Below are 20,075 nucleotides of genomic sequence, written 5' to 3'. Positions count from 1 at the left end.
TCAGCACACTTCCTTGAGCGAACCATCGGCCTCGACGATCAGCGAAAACAGCGCGCCGTGAGCAACTTCGACATTAAGCAATTGTTCACGGGGCAAACCACGGGCCCGGGCCAGCAAAAGACGCATGACGCCACCATGACTGACCAGCAACACCCGCTCCCCCGCATGTGCCGCATGCAAGCGCATGACCGCCGCCAGCACCCGCGCTGAAAAGTCGCTGACCGGCTCCCCCAGCGGCGGAGTAAACGCATAGGGATCGGCCCAGAACAGCCCAAGCGCTTCGGCATCGGTTTCCATCAACGCCGCCGCGCTCTGTCCTTCCCAGGCACCGAAATGCAGCTCTTGCAGATCCTTGTCCAGAGACACCGACAGATCCCGTTGCGCACCCAACTCTTCAGCAAACCGCGCGCAACGCTGCAACGGCGAACTGACCAGCCGATCCCACGGCCCCTGCCCGATCACCGCCTCGCGCATCTGCGCCCAGCCTTTTTCGGTCAGTGCATCGTCGAGACTGCCGCGCAGGCCGCCGCCCAGTTCGGTTTCACCGTGGCGCAGCAGGTCCAGACGCAAGGTCATGCCGGGCGATCCGCCACCGCTGCTTCGGCGAAGGTCGCCATCTGCCCGTGCAGGTCGCAGGCCAGGCGCAGCAACGGCACCGCCAGCGCCGCACCGCTGCCCTCGCCCAGACGCAGGCCCAGCTCCAGCAGCGGTTCGGCGCCAAGGGTTTCCAGCACGTGACGATGACCCGGCTCGGCGCCGCGATGGCCGAACAGCAGCCATTCACGGCAGGCAGGATTCAGCCGCACCGCCACCAGCGCCGCAACGGTGCAGATAAAACCGTCCACCAGCACCGCCACACTTTCCTGAGCACACGCCAGATACGCGCCGACCAAAGCCGCAATCTCGAAGCCGCCGAGATTGAACAGCGTCTGCAACGCATCCCCACGTTGCGCCGCATGGAGCGCCAGCGCCCGCTCGATCACCTGCGCCTTGTGGCTGACGCCTTCGGCGTTCAGCCCGGTGCCGGGGCCGGTCAGATGCGCCACCGGGCAATCGAGCAGCGCACAGGCCAGCGCACTGGCAGCCGTGGTGTTGCCGATCCCCATTTCACCGCCGATGAACAATTGCGCGCCCGCCGACTTCGCGCGCAGCACGCTGTCGCGACCGCCCTGCAAGGCAAGTTCACCCTGAGCCTGAGTCATCGCCGCGCCCTTGGCGAAATTCGCCGTACCCGGGCCGATGTTCAAGTGGCGTACGCCCGGCAGGTTCAGCGACGGCGTCACGGTGCCAAGATCCACTACTTCCAACTGCGCGCCGAGCTGTCGCGCCAGCACGCTGATCGCGGCACCGCCGCTTACAAAATTCAGCAGCATCTGGCCAGTGACTTCCTGCGGGAAAGCCGAAACGCCTTCGGCGACAACGCCGTGGTCGCCGGCAAAAATCGTGATCCAGACCTGATCGAGTGTCGGCTTGATCCGGCCCTGCAATCCGGCCAGTTGCACCGCCACCGATTCGAGCTGCCCGAGGGAGCCGGCAGGTTTGGTCAATTGCTGCTGACGCGCCGCCGCGTTTTCAACGGCGTCCGTATCCACCGGTTTGCACGGGTTCAGCCACCAGGTTTGAGTCATAACGCAGGTCCTTTCAGAGTCAGGGACAGGCCGGCGACGGTCAGGACGACTCGCTGACAACGCTCGGCCAGAGCTTGATGCAGCCAACCGGCTTCATCGACGTAGCGGCGAGTCAATTCGCCCAGCGGCACGACACCCATTCCGGTCTCGTTGCTGACAAAAATGATTTCACCCGGCAGCGACGCCAGGCATTCGAGCAGGGCTTCGCGTTCGGCGGCAAGACGCTCGGCGTCTTCGAGCATCAGCAGATTGGTCAGCCACAGCGTCAGGCAATCCACCAGCAGGCAACGTTCGGCGCTGGCGGTTTCGCGCAGCACACGGGCCAGTTCCAGTGGCTCTTCGATCAATGCCCATTCGGCAGGACGTCGCGCCCGGTGATGGGCGACGCGTTCATTCATCTCGCCATCCAGCGGCTGGCTGGTGGCGATGTACGTCACGGCCAGCGCGCTGTCGGTGGCGAGTTTTTCGGCCAGGCGACTTTTGCCGGAGCGGGCGCCGCCGAGGATCAACTGGAGCATGGGGACATTCCACAGAGTTCACGTAACAACCTGGTATCGAGATGCTTCTCGACCAGATCCGCCAGCCGCTCGATATCGCGCTCGCGCAGGCCGTGGTAATCCACCTCCTGCACATCGTTCAAACCGGCCCAGCGCAACAGCGCCGCACTGGCCGCCGGTGATTCGAACAGGCCGTGCAGGTAGGTGCCGAAAATCTGACCGTCAGGACTTTGCGCACCGTCGCAACGGCCATCGTCCAGATGGACAGCGGCGTTTTCCAGCGCAGATCCGGTCGTCACACCGGCATGAATTTCATAACCACTGACCTCGGCATCTTCCAGCACCAGACGCCCGCGCACATTGCGCAACTGCTTCTCGGCTTCGAGCTGGGTTTCAAACGCCAGCAGGCCCAGCCCCGCGCTGGAACCCGGCGCGCCTTCCAGGCCGAGCGGATCATGCACCTGCTCGCCGAGCATCTGCAGACCGCCGCAGATTCCCAGCAGCTTGCCGCCGTAACGCAGATGGCGGCTGATGGCGGATTCCCAGCCATTGGCGCGCAGATAAGCCAGATCGCTACGGACGCTTTTCGAGCCCGGCAGGATGATCAGGTCAGCTGGCGGGATCGCTTGCCCCGGGCCGATGAATTGCAGGTCAACCTGCGGATGCAAACGCAGGGGATCGAAATCGGTGTGATTGCTGATGCGCGGCAGCACCGGCACCACCACTTTCAGGACTTGCTCGGCTTTGTCGGTCTGGCGCTGATCGATACCGTCCTCAGCCTCCAGATGCAGGTCCATCACGTAAGGCAGGACGCCCACCACCGGTTTGCCGGTGCGCTGCTCCAGCCAGTCGAGGCCGGGTTGCAGCAAGGCGATATCGCCACGAAAACGGTTGATGATGAAGCCCTTCACCCGTGCCTGCTCGCTCGGTGACAACAGTTCCAGCGTGCCCACCAGATGGGCAAACACGCCGCCTCGATTGATGTCGGCAATCAACAAAACCGGGCAGTCCACCGCTTCGGCGAAGCCCATGTTGGCGATGTCGCCGGCGCGCAGATTGATCTCCGCCGGCGAGCCCGCGCCCTCGACCATTACCAGCGGATACGCGGCGCTCAAGCGCTCGTGAGAGGCGAGCACGGCCTGCATGGCGATGACTTTGTAGTCGTGATAGGCAACGGCGTTCATGCTGGTGACCGCACGACCGTGGATGATGACCTGGGCGCCGGTGTCGCTGTTGGGTTTGAGCAGCACCGGGTTCATGTCGGTGTGCGGTTCAAGATGCGAGGCCTGCGCCTGCACCGCTTGCGCCCGGCCGATTTCGCCGCCGTCGGCAGTCACCGCGCTGTTGAGCGCCATGTTCTGCGGTTTGAATGGCACCACGGCAACACCCTGACGGGTCGCCCAGCGACACAGCGCCGTCACCAGCGTACTTTTGCCGGCATCGGAAGTGGTGCCTTGCACCATTAACGTAGTCATGCGGGTTTCTTGTCCATAGAGCGGTCCACGGCGAACGCTTGCAGGACCTGCTCAAGCCGCGCCTCATCGGCGGCATTGGCCGGCAGACCGAAACGCAGGCTGCTGTTGTGCGTGAAGAGACGCAGGAGGATGCCGCGACGGGCCATGAATTCGTGAAGTGCGTGAGCATGCTCGGTGATCAGCCACTGGAACAGCGCACAGCCACCCTGAGGTTTGAAGCCGTAGCGTTCGAGCAGCGCGGCCAGTCGTTCGCTGGCTTCATCGCTGCGAATTCGCTGACGAGTGTGGCCTTCGGTGTCTTGCAGGCAGGCCTGCCCCAGCACCCGGGTCGGCCCGCTGACAGCCCAGGGACCCACCTGCTCGGCCAGTAAACGGAGCAACTTGCGCTCGGCCAGCACGAACCCGAGCCGCACACCGGCCAGCCCGAAAAACTTGCCGAACGAACGCAACACGATCAGTCCGACCTGATGGGTATGCGGCGCCAGGCTCAATTGCGGGGTGTTGTCCATGAACGCTTCATCCACCACCAGCCAGCCGCCGCGCTGGGCCAGCCGTGCGTGCCAGTCGAGCAACTTCGCCGGCGTCAGGCTCAGGCCGGTAGGATTGTTCGGGTTGACCACCACCAGCACGTCGAGGCTGTCGAGAAAGAAATCGACTTCCTGCTCCAGAACCTCGCGGACGATGTAACCACTGCGCCGCCAGGCCTCGGCATGCTCGGCATAACACGGCGACAGCACGCCGACCTTGCCGGCCCGGCGCAATCGCGGCAGCAACTGAATGGCCATCTGCGAACCGGCCACCGGCAACACCTGAGCGGCACCGTAGTAGTCGCACGCCGCCTGCTCCAGACCGTCATCGGTTTCCGGCAGACGCGCCCAGGCCCGCAGCGGGATCTCCGGGACCGGAAACGGCCACGGTGCCAGACCGGTGGACAGGTCGAGCCAGTCTTCTTCGGCGATGCCGTATTCCAGCGCCGCCCTGCGCAGTCGGCCACCGTGCTCAAGCATAGAATTCAGCCCCCACGCAGAGAATCAGCAGCCATAACCATACCCCGCGCTGGACCAATTGCCAGCCGCGATCAATGGAATCGGCATCCGCCGGCGCACCCTCGCCCAACTGCGGACGCTCGTGCAGCTCACCGTGATAGATCGCCGGCCCGCCCAGCTCGACGCCCAAGGCGCCTGCGCCGGCAGCCATCACCGGGCCTGCGTTCGGGCTGTCCCATTTCGGACCCTGGGTGCGCCAGCATTTCAGCGCGAGTCGAGTCTTGCCCAGCAGCGCGTAGGTCAACGCCACCAGACGTGCAGGAATGTAGTTGAGGACGTCGTCGATCTTTGCCGCGGCCCAGCCGAAACGCTCGAAACGTTCGTTGCGATAGCCCCACATTGCGTCGAGGGTATTGCTCAGGCGATAGAGCACCACGCCCGGCGCACCGGCCACGACAAACCAGAAGATCGCGGCGAACACCGCATCGCTGCCGTTCTCCAGCACCGATTCGGTGGCAGCGCGGGCGACGGCGGTACTGTCCAGTTCACTGGTCTGGCGGCTGACCAGATACCCTACGCGTTTGCGCGCCTCTTCCAGATCATCGCTGCGCAGGGCCCTGGCCACCGGCTCGACGTGCTCGCCGAGGCTGCGCATGCCGAGAGCGCAATACAGCGCGACGATCTCGACGATCCAGCCCACATAAGGCGCCCAGGACAAGGCCGTGGCAAGTAACGTCAGCGGCAGCACCGCGATCACCCACGCGGTGACACCATGGCTGCGCCAGCCGCGCCCGCCGGTATTGAAACGTTGCTCGATGCGCCCGGCAAAATTGCCGAACGCCACCAGCGGATGCCAGCGTTTCGGTTCACCCAGCAGCGCGTCCAGCGCGACCGCGGCGACACTCAGCAACGCCACACTCATTGACTCACTCCCCAGAAATTTTCATACAGCAGCTCATTGAGCGGACGCGCCTGCGCCCACCCTTCGAGTACCAGCATCGGCGCCGGATAGAATTCCTTGACCGGCCCCAGGCAAAGCACCGCCAGCGGCTTGGCCCCGGCCGGCAGTTGCAGCAGATCGGCCAGCGCTTGCGGTTCGAACAGCGACACCCAGCCCATGCCCAGACCTTCGGCGCGCGCCGCCAGCCACAGGTTCTGGATCGCGCAGGACAGCGACGCCATGTCCATTTCCGGCAGCGTGCGACGGCCGAAAATGTGTCGCTCGCGATCGTCCATCAAGGCTGCAACCAACACTTCCGCACAGTCGTTGATGCCTTCGACCTTGAGCTTCATGAACTCGTCGCTGCGCTCGCCGAGGGCTTCGGCGGTGCGTACCCGTTCTTCTTCAACAAGATTCTGGATCTGTCCGCGCAAGGCGCGGTCGCTGATGCGGATGAAGCGCCACGGCTGCATCAGGCCGACGCTCGGTGCCTGATGCGCGGCTTCCAGCAGACGGCGCAGCAGTTCCGGCTCGACCGTGCCGCCGCTGAAGTGGCGCATGTCGCGGCGTTCGGCGATGGCGCGGTAGACCGCTGCGCGCTCGGTTTCAGTGAAGGCGTTGTCGGTCATGGCACCAACAATGCGGCAATCGCCGACGGGTTCGACGGAAAGTAAAAGTGCACGTACGAGGCAGTCATCCGCCCTTCCCGATACACCGCTTCGGCACCGCGCCCGCCATTGGGGCTGTGGCCCCGGGCAATCGGCGTCAGTTCGGTAGTGGTCAGGGAATGGTGATAGGTGTGACCGCGCAGCACGCCTTCCGGCAATTCGACGGATTGCAGGGCCAGGGCTGCCAGACGCTTCTGCATCACCGCATCACCTTTGAGCAACCCGACCAGTTCGGCGCGGGTGCCTTCGACATCGGTCAGCGAATCCAGCAGATAGAGCATGCCGCCACATTCGGCGAGCAGCGGTTTACCGGCGGCGTGATGTGCGCGGATCGCTTTGAGCATGTCGGCGTTCTGCGACAAGGCAACATGGTGCAATTCCGGATAACCGCCGGGCAGGTACAAGCTGTCGGCTTCGGGCAATTGCGTATCGCGGATCGGCGAGAAGAAGCTCAACTCCGCGCCCATCGCCCGCAACAGATCGAGACTGGCGCCGTAGGTGAAGGCGAAGGCTTCGTCACGGGCAACAGCAACTCGCACGCCGTCAAGCAGTCTTTCGGTCTTCACGACTTCAGGTGCAGCGAATTCCACGGCCGGCGGCAGCGCTACCTCGCAGGTGCCGGCCAGCGCTTCGGCGGCGGCGTCGAGACGTACATCGAGATCATTGAGTTCACTGGCCTGCACGAGGCCCAGATGGCGGCTTGGCAGCTCGATCCCGGTTTCCCGGGACAACGCGCCGTACCAACGCAGGCCTTCAGTGAGACTGCCTTCGAGCAATTGCGCGTGGCGCACCGTGCCGACACGGTTGGCCAGCACGCCGGCAAACGGCAAGTCCGGCTGATAGCGCGCCAGGCCCAGCGCCAAGGCGCCGAAGGTCTGGGCCATGGCCGTGCCGTCGATCACGCCGAGCACCGGCACGCCGAAATGCCGCGCCAGATCGGCGCTCGATGGCGTGCCATCGAACAAGCCCATCACGCCTTCGATCAGGATCAGATCCGCTTCGGCGGCGGCTTCCCACAACAGACGACGACTTTCCTGCTCGCCGACCATCCACATGTCGAGTTGGTAGACCGGCGCACCGCTGGCGCGCTCGAGGATCATCGGGTCGAGAAAGTCCGGGCCGCACTTGAAGACGCGGACCTTGCGGCCCTGATTGCGATGCAAACGGGCCAGTGCTGCAGTGACGGTGGTCTTGCCCTGGCCGGAGGCCGGGGCGGCGATCAGTACCGCCGGACAGTGACGTGGTTGATTCAAAGTTCGACGCCTTTCTGCGCTTTGATGCCAGCCTGGAAGGCGTGCTTGATCATGCCCATTTCGGTGACGGTGTCGCCCATCTCGATCATTTCCGGCTTGGCGGCGCGGCCGGTGACGATCACGTGCTGCATCGGCGGACGGGCCTGCAGATCGCTGAGCACCTGATCCAGATCGAGGTAACCGTGCTTGAGGGCGATGTTCAGTTCGTCGAGCACCACCAGACCGATCGACGGATCACGCAGCAGTTCACGGGAGACTTCCCATGCAGCCTCGGCGGCGGCGATGTCGCGCTGGCGGTCCTGGGTTTCCCAGGTGAAGCCCTCGCCCATCACATGAAAACGCACCTGCTCGGGGAAGCGGCGGAAAAACAACTCTTCGCCGGTGCTGTTGCGGCCCTTGATGAACTGCACTACGCCGCACTTCATGCCATGGCCCATGGCGCGAGCGAGCATGCCGAACGCCGAGCTGCTTTTGCCTTTGCCGTTGCCGGTCAGCACCAGCACCAGGCCGCATTCGTCCGGTGAATTGGCGATACGCTCGTCGATCACGGCTTTTTTGCGCTGCATGCGCGCCAGGTGGCGCTCGTCGCGTTCGGGGGAATCAGTCATGGGGGAGCTCTCCGTTGAGGCTGGATAACGGCGGGCAGGCACAAGAATGGACGGCAACAAGCCTGGCATCGCCCACCGTGATGCCGCTGGATGGATCAGGCCGGTCTCCGGGCTCATGAGCGGCGTTCGCCTGGCTGCGCGCCTTCCCGCTTTGCAGCAGTGGCATTCGACGCAGCTTTCACTCATTTACCGTTGCGGGGGCAGCGCCGGGATCGTGATGGTTCTTCGCTTGAAGACAATCCTCACCGGCTTCCCTGTTTCACTCTGTCGACAGCGGTCACAGAGCACCTGAAACAAGCCGCGAAGGTTAGAGGGTTGGGGGTGGAGCGTCAAATGAAGAGGGGGTCGTGCGGCAAATAACTGCCGTCGATCAATTATCTGACGCCAATCTTGTGCCACACTGTCAGCAGTGATATCAAAGAGCCATGCTTTTTGACTGCAGAGAGCACATCACAATAACAAGGGAGAGCACCATGCAAGGCATGATCATCAGCAATCCGCGGCTGGAATTCCTGCGCCCGGTGCTGGAACGATGGTTTGACTGTATCGACCGCTACAACGCCGTGCGCGGCGACAACGACACACCCTACTGGCACGACGAAAAAGCCAACCTCGGCCTGTTGTCTGCCGCCGCCTGGATGGCCGAACTGGTGACCCTGCGCGACACCGCCACGCGCAAACAGAACGAGGAAGGCGAGCGCAATGCCCGGGCCGACCTGTTCCTGGCCGGCGCCGAAGATCGCGCCTATATCCAGGCGACCCAGCGCTGGCCACGCGTCAACAGCCTGAATCTGACTCAGGCCCTGGCCGATATCACCAGCGACGCCAAGCGCATCAGCTACGCCAGCGATCTCAAACTCGGCTGCCTGTTCGTCGCCCCACAGAAAGCCCAGCACAGCGCCAGCCCGGAAGAACTGCAGGACATGGTCGACGACCTGCAAAAGGAACACACCTGCGCCGTCGCCTGGTACTTCCCGTATGCCTACCGCAAATTGCGCAGCGAGGTCGGCAACTATCACCCCGGTATTGCCGTGCTGTTCAAGGAGGCGCGCGGCTGAGGGGTTGAACCATCGGGCTCGTGTGCTTCTCTATGATTAGGAATGCATTCATAGGGAAGATCAGTAATGCGCAAGCCCCAGCTCGTTTTCGTCATCGCACTCGCCGGAGGGCTCACCGCCTGTGGTGAATCCTCCAGCCTGCAAGTCTCGGACGGCACCGGCCCGTCCCCCAAACTGCCCGAACCGAACAAGACCCTGATCCCGACGGTGAACATCGCCCCGGCGATCGGCTGGCCGGCGGGCGCGAAACCGACGCCAGCGGCAGGCACTCAGGTGGCGGCATTTGCCGAAAACCTCGATCACCCGCGCTGGCTCTACGTGCTGCCCAACGGCGATGTGCTGGTGGCGGAAACCAATGCCCCGCCAAAACCGGACGACGGCAAGGGCATACGCGGTTGGGTGATGAAAAAAGTCATGGGCCGCGCCGGTGCCGGCGTACCGAGCCCGAACCGCATCACCCTGTTGCGCGATGCCGATCACGACGGCGTGGCCGAGACGCGCACGGTGTTTCTGCAAAACCTCAATTCACCGTTCGGCATGACGCTGGTCGGCAACGATCTATACGTCGCCGACACCGACCGCCTGCTGCGCTTTCGCTACGAGCCCGGCGCAACCGAAATCAAGAGCCAGCCAATCAAAATTGCGGATCTGCCGGGCGGCCCGCTCAACCATCACTGGACCAAGAACGTCATTGCCAGCAAGGACGGCAGCAAGCTGTACGTCACCGTCGGTTCGAACAGCAACGTCGGCGAAAACGGCCTGGATCAGGAAGAAGGTCGCGCGGCGATCTGGGAAGTGGATCGGGCGACCGGCAATCACCGGATCTTCGCCTCAGGCATCCGCAACCCCAACGGCCTGGCCTGGGAGCCGAAAAGCGGCGCGCTGTGGACTGCGGTAAACGAGCGTGATGAGATCGGCAGTGATCTGGTGCCGGACTACATCACCTCGGTCAAGGATGGCGGTTTCTATGGCTGGCCGTTCAGCTATTACGGCCAGCACGTCGATGTCCGCGTCGAGCCACAAAACCTGGATCTGGTGGCCAAGGCCATCGCTCCGGATTACGCCGTCGGCCCGCACACCGCCTCACTGGGCCTGACCTTCGCCGAGGGCGCCACACTGCCGGCCCAATTCAAGGAGGGCGCATTCATCGGCCAGCACGGCTCGTGGAACCGCAAGCCGCACAGTGGCTACAAGGTGATCTTCGTGCCATTCAGCGCCGGCAAACCGAGCGGAACGCCGGTGGATGTACTGACCGGTTTCCTCGACAAGGATGAGAACGCCTTAGGTCGCCCGGTTGGCGTCGTGATTGATCAGCAAGGCGGATTGCTGGTGGCGGACGATGTGGGGAACAAGGTGTGGCGGGTGTCGGCGGCTAAATAGCCCAAGCCCTGAAACAAAAAAACCGTGGGAGCCAATGTGCTCCCACGGTTTTTTATTGATACGCAGCTTTACGGGTTGTGCGCCAGATGCTCCGGCTGCAGAACGCGCTTGGCACTCAGATAGGCCTTCTGCCAATACGCTTTCGACAGGCTGTCGAGCTTAACCGTGCCACCGGTGGCCGGTGCATGAACGAAGCGCCCCTCCCCGACGTAAATCCCCGCATGACTGACCTGAGAGCCGCCATTGGTGGCGAAGAAGATCAGGTCGCCAGTCTGCAGCCCTTCCTTGCCGACATTCGGTGCCTGCATGACGATCATCTCGCGGGTCGAACGCGGCAGGCTGATGCCGGCCGCATCGCGGTAGACAAAACCGATCAGGCCGCTGCAATCAAAGCCTGAATCCGGCGTGTTGCCGCCCCAGCGATAAGGCGTACCCACCAGCCCGAGCGCGCGGAACAGCACGTCTTCGGCAGCGGGAGAGAAAGCCTGGGAGGATCCGAACACAATCGGCGCGCGAACCACGGGGGCTGGCGGCGGAGTGCGGCTGGCGCAAGCGCTGAGCAGCGCTGCGAAGAACATCAGGGCAAGGCGGGCCGTCATCGTCATAAGCAGAACATCCTGATCTGGCTGCGGCTTTTACTGCCGATTCGACAGAAAACAAAACCGCCTGCGTTGGGACGCAGGCGGTTTGCCATCAATATAGATCAGGATTCTAGCGGCTACGCGGCAAACTTCAAGTAAGACTTTAACTTCACCTTGTAAAGTTTAAGTCTATTGCCTCTGAAGGACCGCCTGTCGCCACGAGCGTGGCGACAAAAACGTGATTACTTGCGAGCGGTAACCACGGTTGGAGCGTTCGCCAAAGCGCGTTTGGCTTCGATGAAGGTCTTGCTCCAGTAGCTGTCACCCAGGCTGTCGATACGGACACCGCCGCTGCGACGACTGCTGGAGTGAATGAACTGGTTGTCGCCCAGGTAGATCCCGGCGTGGCTTACACGACCGCGACGACCATTGGTGGCGAAGAACAGCAGATCGCCCGGCTCGAGGTTGCCGCGCGATACCAGCGGAGCATCCACGTTGATCATTTCGCGGGTGGAGCGCGGCAGGTTCATGCCGGCTTCTTCGCGGAACAGGTAGCCGATGAAACCGCTGCAATCGAACCCGGCTTCAGAGGTGCCGCCGAAACGGTAACGGGTACCGATCAGAGACATGCCGCGTTCAAGAATGCTGTCGGCCAGAACCGGAAGCTGGTAAGGCTTCTTGCCGTTGAAAGCGGCCAGTTCCTTTTCGGTGTCCAGCTCTTCCTGGTAAATAACGGAAGACTGGGCGGTGGCAGAATTTTTAGCCTGTTGTTGCTGCTCTTGAACAGGTGAATGAGCAGCGCAACCGAACAACAGGGTGACGAGTGCGAGAGGCACGAGGGGTGCGAAGCGCTTTAGCATGGGCACGACCGTGGCTGATAGTTGTAAAGAAGCCGAGACTATGCCCGCTATCAGCCTCATTTGCAAATTCAATCGATCTTTTTGTGACTTCCCGGTTTCTCGTTTACATCTAAGCGCTTAAGCCTATTTGAATCGAGACGCAGCCTGCGCAATGCACAGGAAAGCGGATTTTCTGGCGCCTGAAATATGCCGAAACCCGCTGAAAGCCCCGGTTTTACCAGCCCAGGGTTTCTTTCAGGAAGGGAATGGTCAGCTTGCGTTGAGCCTGCAAAGAGGCCTGATCGAGCTGCTCGAGCAGGTCAAAAAGCGCGCTCATGCTGCGGGTGCCGCGAGTCAAAATAAAATGCCCGACTTCGTCGGTAAGATGCAGCCCGCGACGGGATGCGCGCAATTGCAGGGCGCGCAATTTGTCTTCATCTGAGAGAGGACGCATCTGGAAAATCAGCGCCAGGGTCAGGCGCGACTTCAAGTCAGCCAGTTTTACCGGCAACTCACGCGGCGAGGTGGAGGCGGCGATCAGCAACCGACGACCGCTGTCGCGCAGACGGTTGAACAGGTGAAACATCGCCTCTTCCCAGTCGGGCTTGCCGGCGATCACCTGCAAGTCGTCCAGGCAGACCAGTTCGTACTGTTCGAGGTTGTCGAGGATTTCGATGCCGCGATCCATCAACTCGGCCAGCGGCAGGTACACCGCCGGTTCGCCCATCTGCTCGAAACGCAGGCACGCGGCCTGCAACAGATGCGTACGCCCTACTCCGTGCTTGCCCCACAGATAGATCAGGCTTTCGGTCCAGCCGGCGTCGGCTTCGCATAGACGCTCGACATAGCCGAGTGCAGCGGCATTGGCGCCTGGGTAGTAGTTGATGAAGGTGGCGTCGTCACGCAGACGCACACCTAGGGGCAGCTGAATCGGTTTCATGCTGACTGAACAGTTCCCAAGGAACCGTTAGTGGCCTCTGTGTAAAGTGTGCGAAGTTTATACCCGTGAAGCGGAGCGCACAATGCGACAGACCCCAAGCAAAATCAAAGGTTTGCGTTAACTTGCTGGTTTTATGACAGTTTCTTTGGCGCCCGAGTGCCGGCATCGCCTGCATGAGACGGGCCAACCCGGCAATTCACCGGGCGGCCTTACCTCGCCTTACAGCTTCGGATCATCGACTCCGCTATACATTTCGGAGTCCTTGTATAAATCATGGACGTGGCGCACCAGCACCATGATCACCGCCGCCACCGGTAACGCCAGCAGCACACCGGTGAAGCCGAACAGCTCACCGCCGGCAAGGATCGCAAAGATCACCGCCACCGGATGCAGCCCGATCCGATCACCCACCAGCAAAGGCGTCAGCACCATGCCTTCCAGGGCCTGACCGACCATGAACACCGCAACGATCCCGATCATCGGGTACAGGTCGCCGCCGAACTGGAACAGCCCGGCAATCAGCGCCGCGCCGATCCCGATCACAAACCCCATATAAGGCACGATGGCCGCCAGACCGGCGATCAGGCCGATCAACAGGCCCAGCTCCAGACCGACAATCATCAGCCCCGCCGCATAGATCACGCCCAGCGCCAGCATCACCAGCAACTGTCCGCGCACGAACGCCCCGAGAACCTCGTGACATTCGCCTGCCAGCGCCACCACGCGCTCTTCACGATCACGCGGCAACAGGCTGCGGATCTTGGCCATCATCACGTCCCAGTCGCGCAGCAGGTAGAAACTCACCACCGGGATCAGTACCAGATTCGCCAGCCAGCCAATCAGCGCCAGGCTGGAAGCGGTGGCCTGACTCAGCACCACGCCAACGATGTCGGTGGTCTGGCCCATGTGCTCGGTGATCGCTGCCTTGACCTTGTCGAACTTCCAGAAGCCATCCGACAGCCCCAGCTTCGACTGCGCCCATGGCAACGCCGTGTGCTGCAGCCAGTCGAGCATCTGCGGTGCCAGTTCGTACAGACGCAGCAACTGCTTGGCGAGCATCGGCACCAGCACCAGCAGCAACGTGGTGAAGATCAGGGTGAACAAGGCGAACACCGCAATCACGCCCCAGGTGCGAGACAGGCCGAGCCGCTCAAGACGATCAACCAAAGGATCGAACAGATAAGCGAGCAACAGCGCCACCAGAAACGGCGTGAGGATCGGATGCAGCAACCAGACAAACGCGCAAAGCAGGAGCACCCCACCGAGCCAGAACCAACGCCGCGTATCGGCCATGTAACACTCCATTGCTTCTATATATGAAAGAAAAACCTACCAGCGGAATCGCAACGACGGCGCCGCAGGTGCCGGCGCAACGACAGGCGCACCGCCTGGCACCACAGGCTGCGGAGCCACCGGAGCCGGCGCCTCGGCCGGCATTTCCTGCAACTTCGCCAGCGACAACTGCGCCCGCAACTGATCGGCGCTGCCGTTGACCCGACACACAATGCGATCGGCATCGACACTCTGCAGCCGCACGCCAAAGGGTTCGAGCATCCGCAGCAACGTCGCGTAATGCTCCAGGTTCATGCCCTGCACTTCCAGCGTCTGCTGCCCCGAGGCACCCGGTTTGGCAACAAAGCGCGGCGCCAGTCGCTCGGCCACCGCCAGCATCACGGCGTCGGCGACGGCGGCCTGATCTGCCCCCTGCACACTTCCCGCTTCCTTTTGATCGCCCAGCCACAAATGCCATTTGGCTTGCCACTGACCGCCCTCTTCGCGGGCATGCACGGCGAGCAAGGCATCAGCGCTGTAACGTTCAGACGCTGCATGAAGCGGTGCCGGATCGGTGCCTTCGAGCGTCGGCGCGGTCGCGACCAGTTGCTCACTCAGATCCGCCAGCGGCAGACGCAACGGCAACCCTCGGTGCTGGGCGGCACGCCGCAACGGCGCCGCACTGGCCTGACCGTCGCCCACCAGGCTTGAGCCTTCGGTGGAGTCGTTCAGCCACCAGCTCAGGATCGACGGCCGGCTGGCGCCCCACAGCGACAACCCGGCACGGCGCAGCGCCTGCTCGGTGGTCGCCGGGTCGAAGTCGACCTTCAACACTTCCGGCGGCCCGGCATCGAAACCGAACTGGCTGATGATCTGTTGCGGATCCTTGCGAATCGGCGCCAGCCCGGGATTCTGCAGCGCCTTCGGATCCCCCGTGAGACGCAGCACCAGCGTATCCAGCGCCGCTTGCGTGGCACGATCACGCTCCTCCGGCGACTGGCCGCTGACCGGCTCGCGCACCTGATAAAGCCCTTTGACGTTTTCGGCCTGGCTCGCCAGGCTGACCAGAGACAAGCAGCCCACTAACAGCAATTTACACAAACGCATGGAGAATTCCCGTCGACAAGAGCGGCTGGAACAGGCCGCGTGAACCGGATTGAGCAAGCCTGTGACCACTGGCCGTTGCAAAACATTCACACGCTGGCGATAAGTTTTTGCACAGCCCTAACGATAGACGGTTCCTTATACAGGCACCCGTGATGTCACCCACAGCTTCATTTGCAAAAAATTTCGGCCGATATGCCCCTGCCCGTCGGCGTGAGGATGGCCGCTGCCCCTCAAGCCTGATAAAATCGCGCGCCTTCGCAGACCGGCAACAGCCGGGCACCTCGAAACTCGCGTGAGGCCATCGCCCCCTCGATTTCGAAGTTCCCGCTGAACTCGGTCGTTACCCCTGAATCCCCTCCCCTAAAGGCCTGGATCATGAGCAAGCAACCCTCCCTGAGCTACAAGGACGCCGGTGTAGACATCGACGCCGGTGAAGCATTGGTCGAACGCATCAAGAGCGTCGCCAAGCGCACTGCGCGCCCGGAAGTCATGGGCGGCCTGGGCGGTTTTGGCGCCCTCTGCGAAATCCCGGCCGGCTACAAGCAGCCAGTACTGGTTTCCGGCACCGACGGCGTCGGCACCAAGCTGCGTCTGGCACTGAACCTGAACAAGCACGACAGCATCGGCCAGGACCTGGTCGCCATGTGCGTCAACGACCTGGTGGTGTGCGGCGCCGAGCCACTGTTCTTCCTTGACTACTACGCCACCGGCAAGCTGAACGTCGACGTGGCCGCCACTGTCGTCACCGGTATCGGTGCAGGCTGCGAACTGGCTGGCTGCTCGCTGGTTGGCGGCGAAACCGCTGAAATGCCTGGCATGTACGAAGGCGAAGACTACGATCTGGCCGGTTTCTGCGTCGGCGTCGTGGAAAAAGCCGAAATCATCGACGGCTCGAAAGTCGCCACCGGTGACGCCCTGATCGCCCTGCCATCGTCCGGCCCGCACTCCAACGGCTACTCGCTGATCCGCAAGATCATCGAAGTATCCGGCGCCGACATCGAAACCGTTCAGCTCGACGGCAAGCCGCTGACCGATCTGCTGATGGCCCCGACCCGCATCTACGTCAAGCCGCTGCTCAAGCTGATCAAGGACACCGGCGCCGTCAAGGCCATGGCCCACATCACTGGTGGCGGCCTGCTGGACAACATCCCGCGCGTTCTGCCAAAAGGCGCTCAAGCCGTGGTTGACGTGGCCAGCTGGACTCGCCCGGCCGTCTTCGACTGGCTGCAAGAGAAAGGCAACGTTGACGAAACCGAGATGCACCGCGTACTGAACTGCGGCGTGGGCATGGTGATCTGCGTGGCTCAGGAGCACGTTGAAACTGCCCTGAACACCCTGCGTGATGCCGGCGAACAGCCTTGGGTCATCGGCCAGATCGGTGTCGCTGCCGAAGGCGCTGCCCAGGTCGAGCTGAAAAACCTCAAGGCTCACTAATGCCTAATACCTGTGATGTCGTGGTGCTGTTGTCCGGCACCGGCAGTAACTTGCAGGCCCTGATCGACAGCACGCGGACCGGCGACAGCCCGGTCCGCATCGCTGCGGTGATTTCCAACCGCGCCGACGCCTACGGCCTGCAACGCGCCAGTGACGCGGGTATCGCCACCCGCTCGCTGGATCACAAGGGTTTCGAAGGTCGCGAGGCCTTCGATGCCGCCCTGATCGAACTGATCGACGAATTCAACCCGAAACTCGTGGTACTGGCCGGCTTCATGCGCATTCTCAGCGCTGACTTCGTCCGGCACTATCAGGGTCGCCTGCTCAATATCCATCCGTCGCTGCTGCCCAAATACAAAGGGTTACACACTCATCAGCGCGCGCTGGAAACCGGCGACGCCGAACACGGCTGCTCCGTGCACTTCGTCACCGAGGAACTCGATGGCGGACCACTGGTCGTACAGGCAGTAATACCGGTAGAGTTGCACGATTCGCCGCAGAGTCTGGCGCAACGGGTTCACGTTCAGGAACACCTGATCTACCCGATGGCCGTACGCTGGTTTGCCGAAGGACGGCTGACCCTCGGCGAGCAAGGTGCTTTACTGGATGGCCAGATACTCGGGGCCAGCGGTCACTTGATTCGAAACTAGGAGATTTTATGCGTCGCGCCCTGCTCTTCGCTTGCGCTCTGCTCGCCCTGCCTTTCGCCCAGGCGGCAGACCTTCAACCGTTCTCCGCCAGCTACACCGCCGACTGGAAACAGTTGCCCATGAGCGGTACCGCCGAACGCAGCCTGACCAAGGAAGCCAACGGCGTCTGGAAGCTCAGCTTCAAGGCTTCGATGATGATCGCCAGCCTGTCCGAGGAAAGCACCCTGACCCTGGACAAGGACACCCTGCTTCCGCAGTCCTACCACTTCGAACGTGGTGGCCTGGGCAAGGCGAAAAAGGCTGATCTGGACTTCGACTGGAACAACAAACTGGTCACCGGCACCGACCGTGGCGACGCGGTCAAAGTCCCGCTGAACCGCGGCATGGTCGACAAGTCCACCTACCAGCTGGCGCTGCAGCATGATGTCGCCTCCGGCAAGAAGACCATGAGCTACCAAGTAGTCGACGGTGGCGATGTCGATACCTATGACTTCCGCGTCCTGGGTACCGAAAAAGTTGAGACCAAGGCCGGCAAGATCGACGCGATCAAGGTCGAGCGCGTGCGTGATCCGACACAAAGCAAGCGCACCACTGTCATGTGGTTCGCCAAGGACTGGGATTACCTGCTGGTTCGTCTGCAACAGGTCGAGACCGACGGCAAGGAGTACAACATCATGCTCCAGGACGGCACGGTCAACGGCAAGACAGTCAAAGGCAGCTGATTCAACGAAAAGCCCCGCAAACGCGGGGCTTTTTTTCGCCTGTCTTTCAGTGATCAAACTGAAAACTTGGCCACCATGTTGTTCAGGTCCACCGCCAGCCGCGACAACTCCTGGCTCGCGGCACTGGTCTGATTTGCCCCCGCCGAGGTCTGCATCGCCAGGTCGCGGATGTTCATCAGGTTGCGATCCACTTCCCGCGCCACGGCAGCCTGCTCTTCAGAAGCACTGGCAATCACCAGATTGCGTTCGTTGATCAAGGTGAATGCAGAAGCGATTTCCTCCAGCGCCACGCCCGCCGCTTTCGCCAGCTCCAGTGTCGAGCGCGCACGAACATTACTCTGCTGCATCGAACTGACCGCCGAATCGGTGCCCTGCTGAATACCGCCGATCATCTGTTCGATTTCCTGGGTCGACTGCTGAGTGCGATGGGCCAGCGCCCGCACCTCGTCGGCCACCACCGCGAAGCCGCGGCCGGCATCACCGGCGCGGGCCGCTTCGATCGCCGCGTTCAACGCAAGGAGATTGGTCTGCTCGGCAATCGAACGGATCACCTCCAGCACTTTGCTGATGCTGTAGACCTTCTGCGCCAGATCCTCCACCTGCGTGGCGTTGGCGGTGACATCGTCGGCCAGCAGCTCGATGGACGACACGGTCTGCTGCACTTGCTCACGGCCATGCTGGGCGATGCGGTCCGACTCCCGTGATGCCTCGGAAGTCGCCACGGCGTTGCTGGCGACCTCTTCAACGGCGGCGGTCATCTGATTCACCGCCGTGGCGGCCTGCTCGATTTCCAGGCTTTGCTGATGCAACCCGCGCGTCGCATCTTCGGTGACGCAGCTCAACTCTTCCGAGGCCGAAGCCAATTGGCTGGATGACTCCGAAATCTGTCGGATGGTGTCGCGCAGGCTGTGCTGCATGCTTTTGAGCGCATGCAGCAGCCGCGCCGGCTCATCCTTGCCGATGATGCTGATATCACCGGTCAGATCGCCGCCGGCCACCACTTCGGCGACCCCCAGCGATTGCGAGAGCGGCACCACGATGCTGCGGGTCAGCAGCAGCGCCAGGCCAATGGTGATCAGCGCCGTGATGCCGATCATCACCCCGACCCAGACCCGCGAATTGATGAACACCAGTCGCGCTGCTTCGGTGGCGAGGTTGGCATTGTGTTTGTTCAACTCGACCAGCTCTTTGAGGGTCGCGGCGATGTCGTCGGCCAGCGGGTTCATCTGGGTATTGAGAATGTTTGCGGCGTCTTCCACTTTCCCCTGAGCAGACAACGCCATCACCTGGGCCTGCAATTCCAGGTACTTGTGCTCCGCGACTTTGAAACGGTCGAACAACGCCCGTTCCTCAGGCAGCACGATCAATATGTCGTAACGTTGCTGGGCTTCGCTCAGTACGCTGCGCAGCTCATTGAGCTTGGCGACATTCTGGTCGAGGGCCTGCGGATCGCGATTGAGCAACAGACGCATGGTCAGGGCGCGCAGACGCAGCATGTCCTGACTCATTTCGCCCACCGCCATCACGCTGGGCAGCCAGTTCTTGTCGACCTCGTCGGACTGGGCCCGCATGTTCGACATCTGCAGCAGGGCGAACGCCCCGAGGGCAAACACCATCAGCGCCAACAGACCGAAGCCCAGCCCGGCACGGGGGGCAATATTGAGACTGCGGATACTCATTGCTCTGGTTCCTTCCAAAAGCGCTGCATCAACCCTGCAGCTGGCTGCTTTAGAAGGTATCGGCCCGGCGAAAATTTGCGTAAGACCAAAAGGTGATATCAAAAGGCCTTAATACTTCGAACCCTCGGCATTAACGATTCAGCGACGCTTTTGCCGGACTTGAGCGCTGTTCGCCGCATGATCAACGGCAAGTTACCTGAAAACCTTGAAGCAGGTCGGCAGACGAAACACCGGCACAAGTATTCTTCGACTCACCGGCATAACCTGACGATCTGCCGCACGCCGGCAAGAAAGTGGAACGCGCCCCTGCGGGAATGCTCTATACCTGCAAGGTCTTATTTGATCGAATGACTTTTCC

The 20,075-nt window shown here is 62.1% G+C and carries 20 protein-coding genes and 1 riboswitch; of the genes, 5 read left to right on the top strand and 15 right to left on the bottom strand.

Translation table 11 applies throughout. The features are described from left to right. The 9 genes from cobC to cobO are packed head-to-tail and all read right to left on the bottom strand — an operon-like array spanning nucleotide 1 to nucleotide 8,055. Nucleotides 1-576, bottom strand: a complete 576-nt coding sequence (gene cobC, locus DXT77_RS26845) for an alpha-ribazole phosphatase family protein (protein WP_119429818.1) — start codon at nucleotides 574-576, stop codon at nucleotides 1-3. Then, the gene (gene cobT, locus DXT77_RS26840; protein ID WP_119429817.1) at nucleotides 573-1,628 is read right to left on the bottom strand and encodes a nicotinate-nucleotide--dimethylbenzimidazole phosphoribosyltransferase; all 1,056 of its coding nucleotides are present in this window, start codon (nucleotides 1,626-1,628) and stop codon (nucleotides 573-575) included. The genes cobC and cobT overlap by 4 nt, the downstream gene beginning before the upstream one ends. Then, nucleotides 1,625-2,146, bottom strand: coding sequence for a bifunctional adenosylcobinamide kinase/adenosylcobinamide-phosphate guanylyltransferase (gene cobU / locus DXT77_RS26835; RefSeq protein WP_119429816.1), 522 nt, complete (start codon nucleotides 2,144-2,146; stop codon nucleotides 1,625-1,627). Before cobU ends, cobT begins: the two co-directional genes overlap by 4 nt. After that, nucleotides 2,134-3,600, bottom strand: coding sequence for a cobyric acid synthase (locus DXT77_RS26830; RefSeq protein WP_119429815.1), 1,467 nt, complete (start codon nucleotides 3,598-3,600; stop codon nucleotides 2,134-2,136). Before DXT77_RS26830 ends, cobU begins: the two co-directional genes overlap by 13 nt. Beyond that, nucleotides 3,597-4,607: a threonine-phosphate decarboxylase CobD gene (gene cobD / locus DXT77_RS26825; protein ID WP_119429814.1), complete on the bottom strand. Its 1,011-nt coding sequence runs from the start codon at nucleotides 4,605-4,607 to the stop codon at nucleotides 3,597-3,599. Before cobD ends, DXT77_RS26830 begins: the two co-directional genes overlap by 4 nt. Beyond that, complete coding sequence (gene cbiB, locus DXT77_RS26820) at nucleotides 4,600-5,508, bottom strand: adenosylcobinamide-phosphate synthase CbiB (RefSeq protein ID WP_119429813.1); 909 nt, start codon at nucleotides 5,506-5,508, stop codon at nucleotides 4,600-4,602. Before cbiB ends, cobD begins: the two co-directional genes overlap by 8 nt. Then, nucleotides 5,505-6,155 carry a 5,6-dimethylbenzimidazole synthase gene (bluB, locus tag DXT77_RS26815; protein ID WP_085710584.1) on the bottom strand — a complete coding sequence of 217 codons (651 nt, stop codon included), beginning with the start codon at nucleotides 6,153-6,155 and terminating at the stop codon, nucleotides 5,505-5,507. Before bluB ends, cbiB begins: the two co-directional genes overlap by 4 nt. Then, the gene (locus tag DXT77_RS26810) at nucleotides 6,152-7,447 is read right to left on the bottom strand and encodes a cobyrinate a,c-diamide synthase (protein WP_119429812.1); all 1,296 of its coding nucleotides are present in this window, start codon (nucleotides 7,445-7,447) and stop codon (nucleotides 6,152-6,154) included. The genes bluB and DXT77_RS26810 overlap by 4 nt, the downstream gene beginning before the upstream one ends. Beyond that, entirely contained in the window at nucleotides 7,444-8,055 is a 612-nt protein-coding gene (cobO, locus tag DXT77_RS26805) for a cob(I)yrinic acid a,c-diamide adenosyltransferase (protein WP_119429811.1), read from the bottom strand. The genes DXT77_RS26810 and cobO overlap by 4 nt, the downstream gene beginning before the upstream one ends. Nucleotides 8,056-8,135: 80 nt before the next feature. Continuing rightward, nucleotides 8,136-8,362, bottom strand: a riboswitch (cobalamin riboswitch). Nucleotides 8,363-8,528: 166 nt separating this feature from the next. On the opposite strand from cobO, the gene DXT77_RS26800 reads away from it, so the two are divergent. Beyond that, nucleotides 8,529-9,113 (top strand): hypothetical protein, encoded by a 585-nt coding sequence (locus DXT77_RS26800; RefSeq protein ID WP_119429810.1) that lies wholly within the window; start codon nucleotides 8,529-8,531, stop codon nucleotides 9,111-9,113. Between the two features lie 66 nt (nucleotides 9,114-9,179). After that, nucleotides 9,180-10,493, top strand: coding sequence for a sorbosone dehydrogenase family protein (locus tag DXT77_RS26795; protein ID WP_119429809.1), 1,314 nt, complete (start codon nucleotides 9,180-9,182; stop codon nucleotides 10,491-10,493). Nucleotides 10,494-10,561: 68 nt separating this feature from the next. Here DXT77_RS26795 and DXT77_RS26790 read toward each other — a convergent pair whose 3' ends face one another. The 5 genes from DXT77_RS26790 to DXT77_RS26770 form a co-directional block, all read right to left on the bottom strand. Next, entirely contained in the window at nucleotides 10,562-11,098 is a 537-nt protein-coding gene (locus DXT77_RS26790) for a C40 family peptidase (RefSeq protein WP_085710577.1), read from the bottom strand. Between the two features lie 218 nt (nucleotides 11,099-11,316). Then, a complete protein-coding gene (locus DXT77_RS26785) occupies nucleotides 11,317-11,934 on the bottom strand; it encodes a C40 family peptidase (RefSeq protein ID WP_085710576.1) in 618 nt (205 codons plus the stop codon). A 214-nt stretch (nucleotides 11,935-12,148) separates the two neighbouring features. Further along, on the bottom strand, nucleotides 12,149-12,853 hold the full coding sequence (gene hda / locus DXT77_RS26780; protein WP_025111852.1) for a DnaA regulatory inactivator Hda: 705 nt from the start codon (nucleotides 12,851-12,853) through the stop codon (nucleotides 12,149-12,151). Between the two features lie 219 nt (nucleotides 12,854-13,072). After that, nucleotides 13,073-14,146 carry an AI-2E family transporter gene (locus tag DXT77_RS26775; protein ID WP_085710575.1) on the bottom strand — a complete coding sequence of 358 codons (1,074 nt, stop codon included), beginning with the start codon at nucleotides 14,144-14,146 and terminating at the stop codon, nucleotides 13,073-13,075. Between the two features lie 36 nt (nucleotides 14,147-14,182). Further along, complete coding sequence (locus DXT77_RS26770; protein ID WP_119429808.1) at nucleotides 14,183-15,232, bottom strand: DUF2066 domain-containing protein; 1,050 nt, start codon at nucleotides 15,230-15,232, stop codon at nucleotides 14,183-14,185. Between the two features lie 375 nt (nucleotides 15,233-15,607). Between DXT77_RS26770 and purM the strand changes: the two genes are divergently transcribed. From purM to DXT77_RS26755, 3 genes are read left to right on the top strand one after another with little or no spacing between them, the layout of a single operon-like run. Then, nucleotides 15,608-16,666: a phosphoribosylformylglycinamidine cyclo-ligase gene (purM, locus tag DXT77_RS26765; RefSeq protein ID WP_114881949.1), complete on the top strand. Its 1,059-nt coding sequence runs from the start codon at nucleotides 15,608-15,610 to the stop codon at nucleotides 16,664-16,666. Next, a complete protein-coding gene (gene purN, locus DXT77_RS26760) occupies nucleotides 16,666-17,316 on the top strand; it encodes a phosphoribosylglycinamide formyltransferase (RefSeq protein ID WP_119429807.1) in 651 nt (216 codons plus the stop codon). The genes purM and purN overlap by 1 nt, the downstream gene beginning before the upstream one ends. A gap of 8 nt (nucleotides 17,317-17,324) precedes the next feature. Further along, nucleotides 17,325-18,038 (top strand): DUF3108 domain-containing protein, encoded by a 714-nt coding sequence (locus tag DXT77_RS26755; RefSeq protein ID WP_085710569.1) that lies wholly within the window; start codon nucleotides 17,325-17,327, stop codon nucleotides 18,036-18,038. 53 nt (nucleotides 18,039-18,091) lie between these two features. Here DXT77_RS26755 and DXT77_RS26750 read toward each other — a convergent pair whose 3' ends face one another. Next, on the bottom strand, nucleotides 18,092-19,717 hold the full coding sequence (locus DXT77_RS26750) for a methyl-accepting chemotaxis protein (RefSeq protein ID WP_119429806.1): 1,626 nt from the start codon (nucleotides 19,715-19,717) through the stop codon (nucleotides 18,092-18,094). Nucleotides 19,718-20,075: the final 358 nt, after the last annotated feature.

Origin of the sequence: Pseudomonas sp. 91RF (genome assembly GCF_003576265.1) — a bacterium.
Lineage (GTDB): Bacteria > Pseudomonadota > Gammaproteobacteria > Pseudomonadales > Pseudomonadaceae > Aquipseudomonas > Aquipseudomonas kribbensis.
Note: the sequence above shows the minus strand (reverse complement) of the source record. Positions and strands in the feature narration are given on the sequence as shown.

Bases quoted from the DNA above. Each gene is read 5' to 3' on its own strand.
- cobC (WP_119429818.1), bottom strand. From the start codon at position 576: ATGACCTTGCGTCTGGACCTGCTGCGCCACGGTGAAACCGAACTGGGC.
- cobT (WP_119429817.1), bottom strand. From the start codon at position 1,628: ATGACTCAAACCTGGTGGCTGAACCCGTGCAAACCGGTGGATACGGAC.
- cobU (WP_119429816.1), bottom strand. From the start codon at position 2,146: ATGCTCCAGTTGATCCTCGGCGGCGCCCGCTCCGGCAAAAGTCGCCTG.
- DXT77_RS26830 (WP_119429815.1), bottom strand. From the start codon at position 3,600: ATGACTACGTTAATGGTGCAAGGCACCACTTCCGATGCCGGCAAAAGT.
- cobD (WP_119429814.1), bottom strand. From the start codon at position 4,607: ATGCTTGAGCACGGTGGCCGACTGCGCAGGGCGGCGCTGGAATACGGC.
- cbiB (WP_119429813.1), bottom strand. From the start codon at position 5,508: ATGAGTGTGGCGTTGCTGAGTGTCGCCGCGGTCGCGCTGGACGCGCTG.
- bluB (WP_085710584.1), bottom strand. From the start codon at position 6,155: ATGACCGACAACGCCTTCACTGAAACCGAGCGCGCAGCGGTCTACCGC.
- cobO (WP_119429811.1), bottom strand. From the start codon at position 8,055: ATGACTGATTCCCCCGAACGCGACGAGCGCCACCTGGCGCGCATGCAG.
- DXT77_RS26800 (WP_119429810.1), top strand. From the start codon at position 8,529: ATGCAAGGCATGATCATCAGCAATCCGCGGCTGGAATTCCTGCGCCCG.
- DXT77_RS26795 (WP_119429809.1), top strand. From the start codon at position 9,180: ATGCGCAAGCCCCAGCTCGTTTTCGTCATCGCACTCGCCGGAGGGCTC.
- DXT77_RS26790 (WP_085710577.1), bottom strand. From the start codon at position 11,098: ATGACGATGACGGCCCGCCTTGCCCTGATGTTCTTCGCAGCGCTGCTC.
- DXT77_RS26785 (WP_085710576.1), bottom strand. From the start codon at position 11,934: ATGCTAAAGCGCTTCGCACCCCTCGTGCCTCTCGCACTCGTCACCCTG.
- hda (WP_025111852.1), bottom strand. From the start codon at position 12,853: ATGAAACCGATTCAGCTGCCCCTAGGTGTGCGTCTGCGTGACGACGCC.
- DXT77_RS26775 (WP_085710575.1), bottom strand. From the start codon at position 14,146: ATGGCCGATACGCGGCGTTGGTTCTGGCTCGGTGGGGTGCTCCTGCTT.
- DXT77_RS26770 (WP_119429808.1), bottom strand. From the start codon at position 15,232: ATGCGTTTGTGTAAATTGCTGTTAGTGGGCTGCTTGTCTCTGGTCAGC.
- purM (WP_114881949.1), top strand. From the start codon at position 15,608: ATGAGCAAGCAACCCTCCCTGAGCTACAAGGACGCCGGTGTAGACATC.
- purN (WP_119429807.1), top strand. From the start codon at position 16,666: ATGCCTAATACCTGTGATGTCGTGGTGCTGTTGTCCGGCACCGGCAGT.
- DXT77_RS26755 (WP_085710569.1), top strand. From the start codon at position 17,325: ATGCGTCGCGCCCTGCTCTTCGCTTGCGCTCTGCTCGCCCTGCCTTTC.
- DXT77_RS26750 (WP_119429806.1), bottom strand. From the start codon at position 19,717: ATGAGTATCCGCAGTCTCAATATTGCCCCCCGTGCCGGGCTGGGCTTC.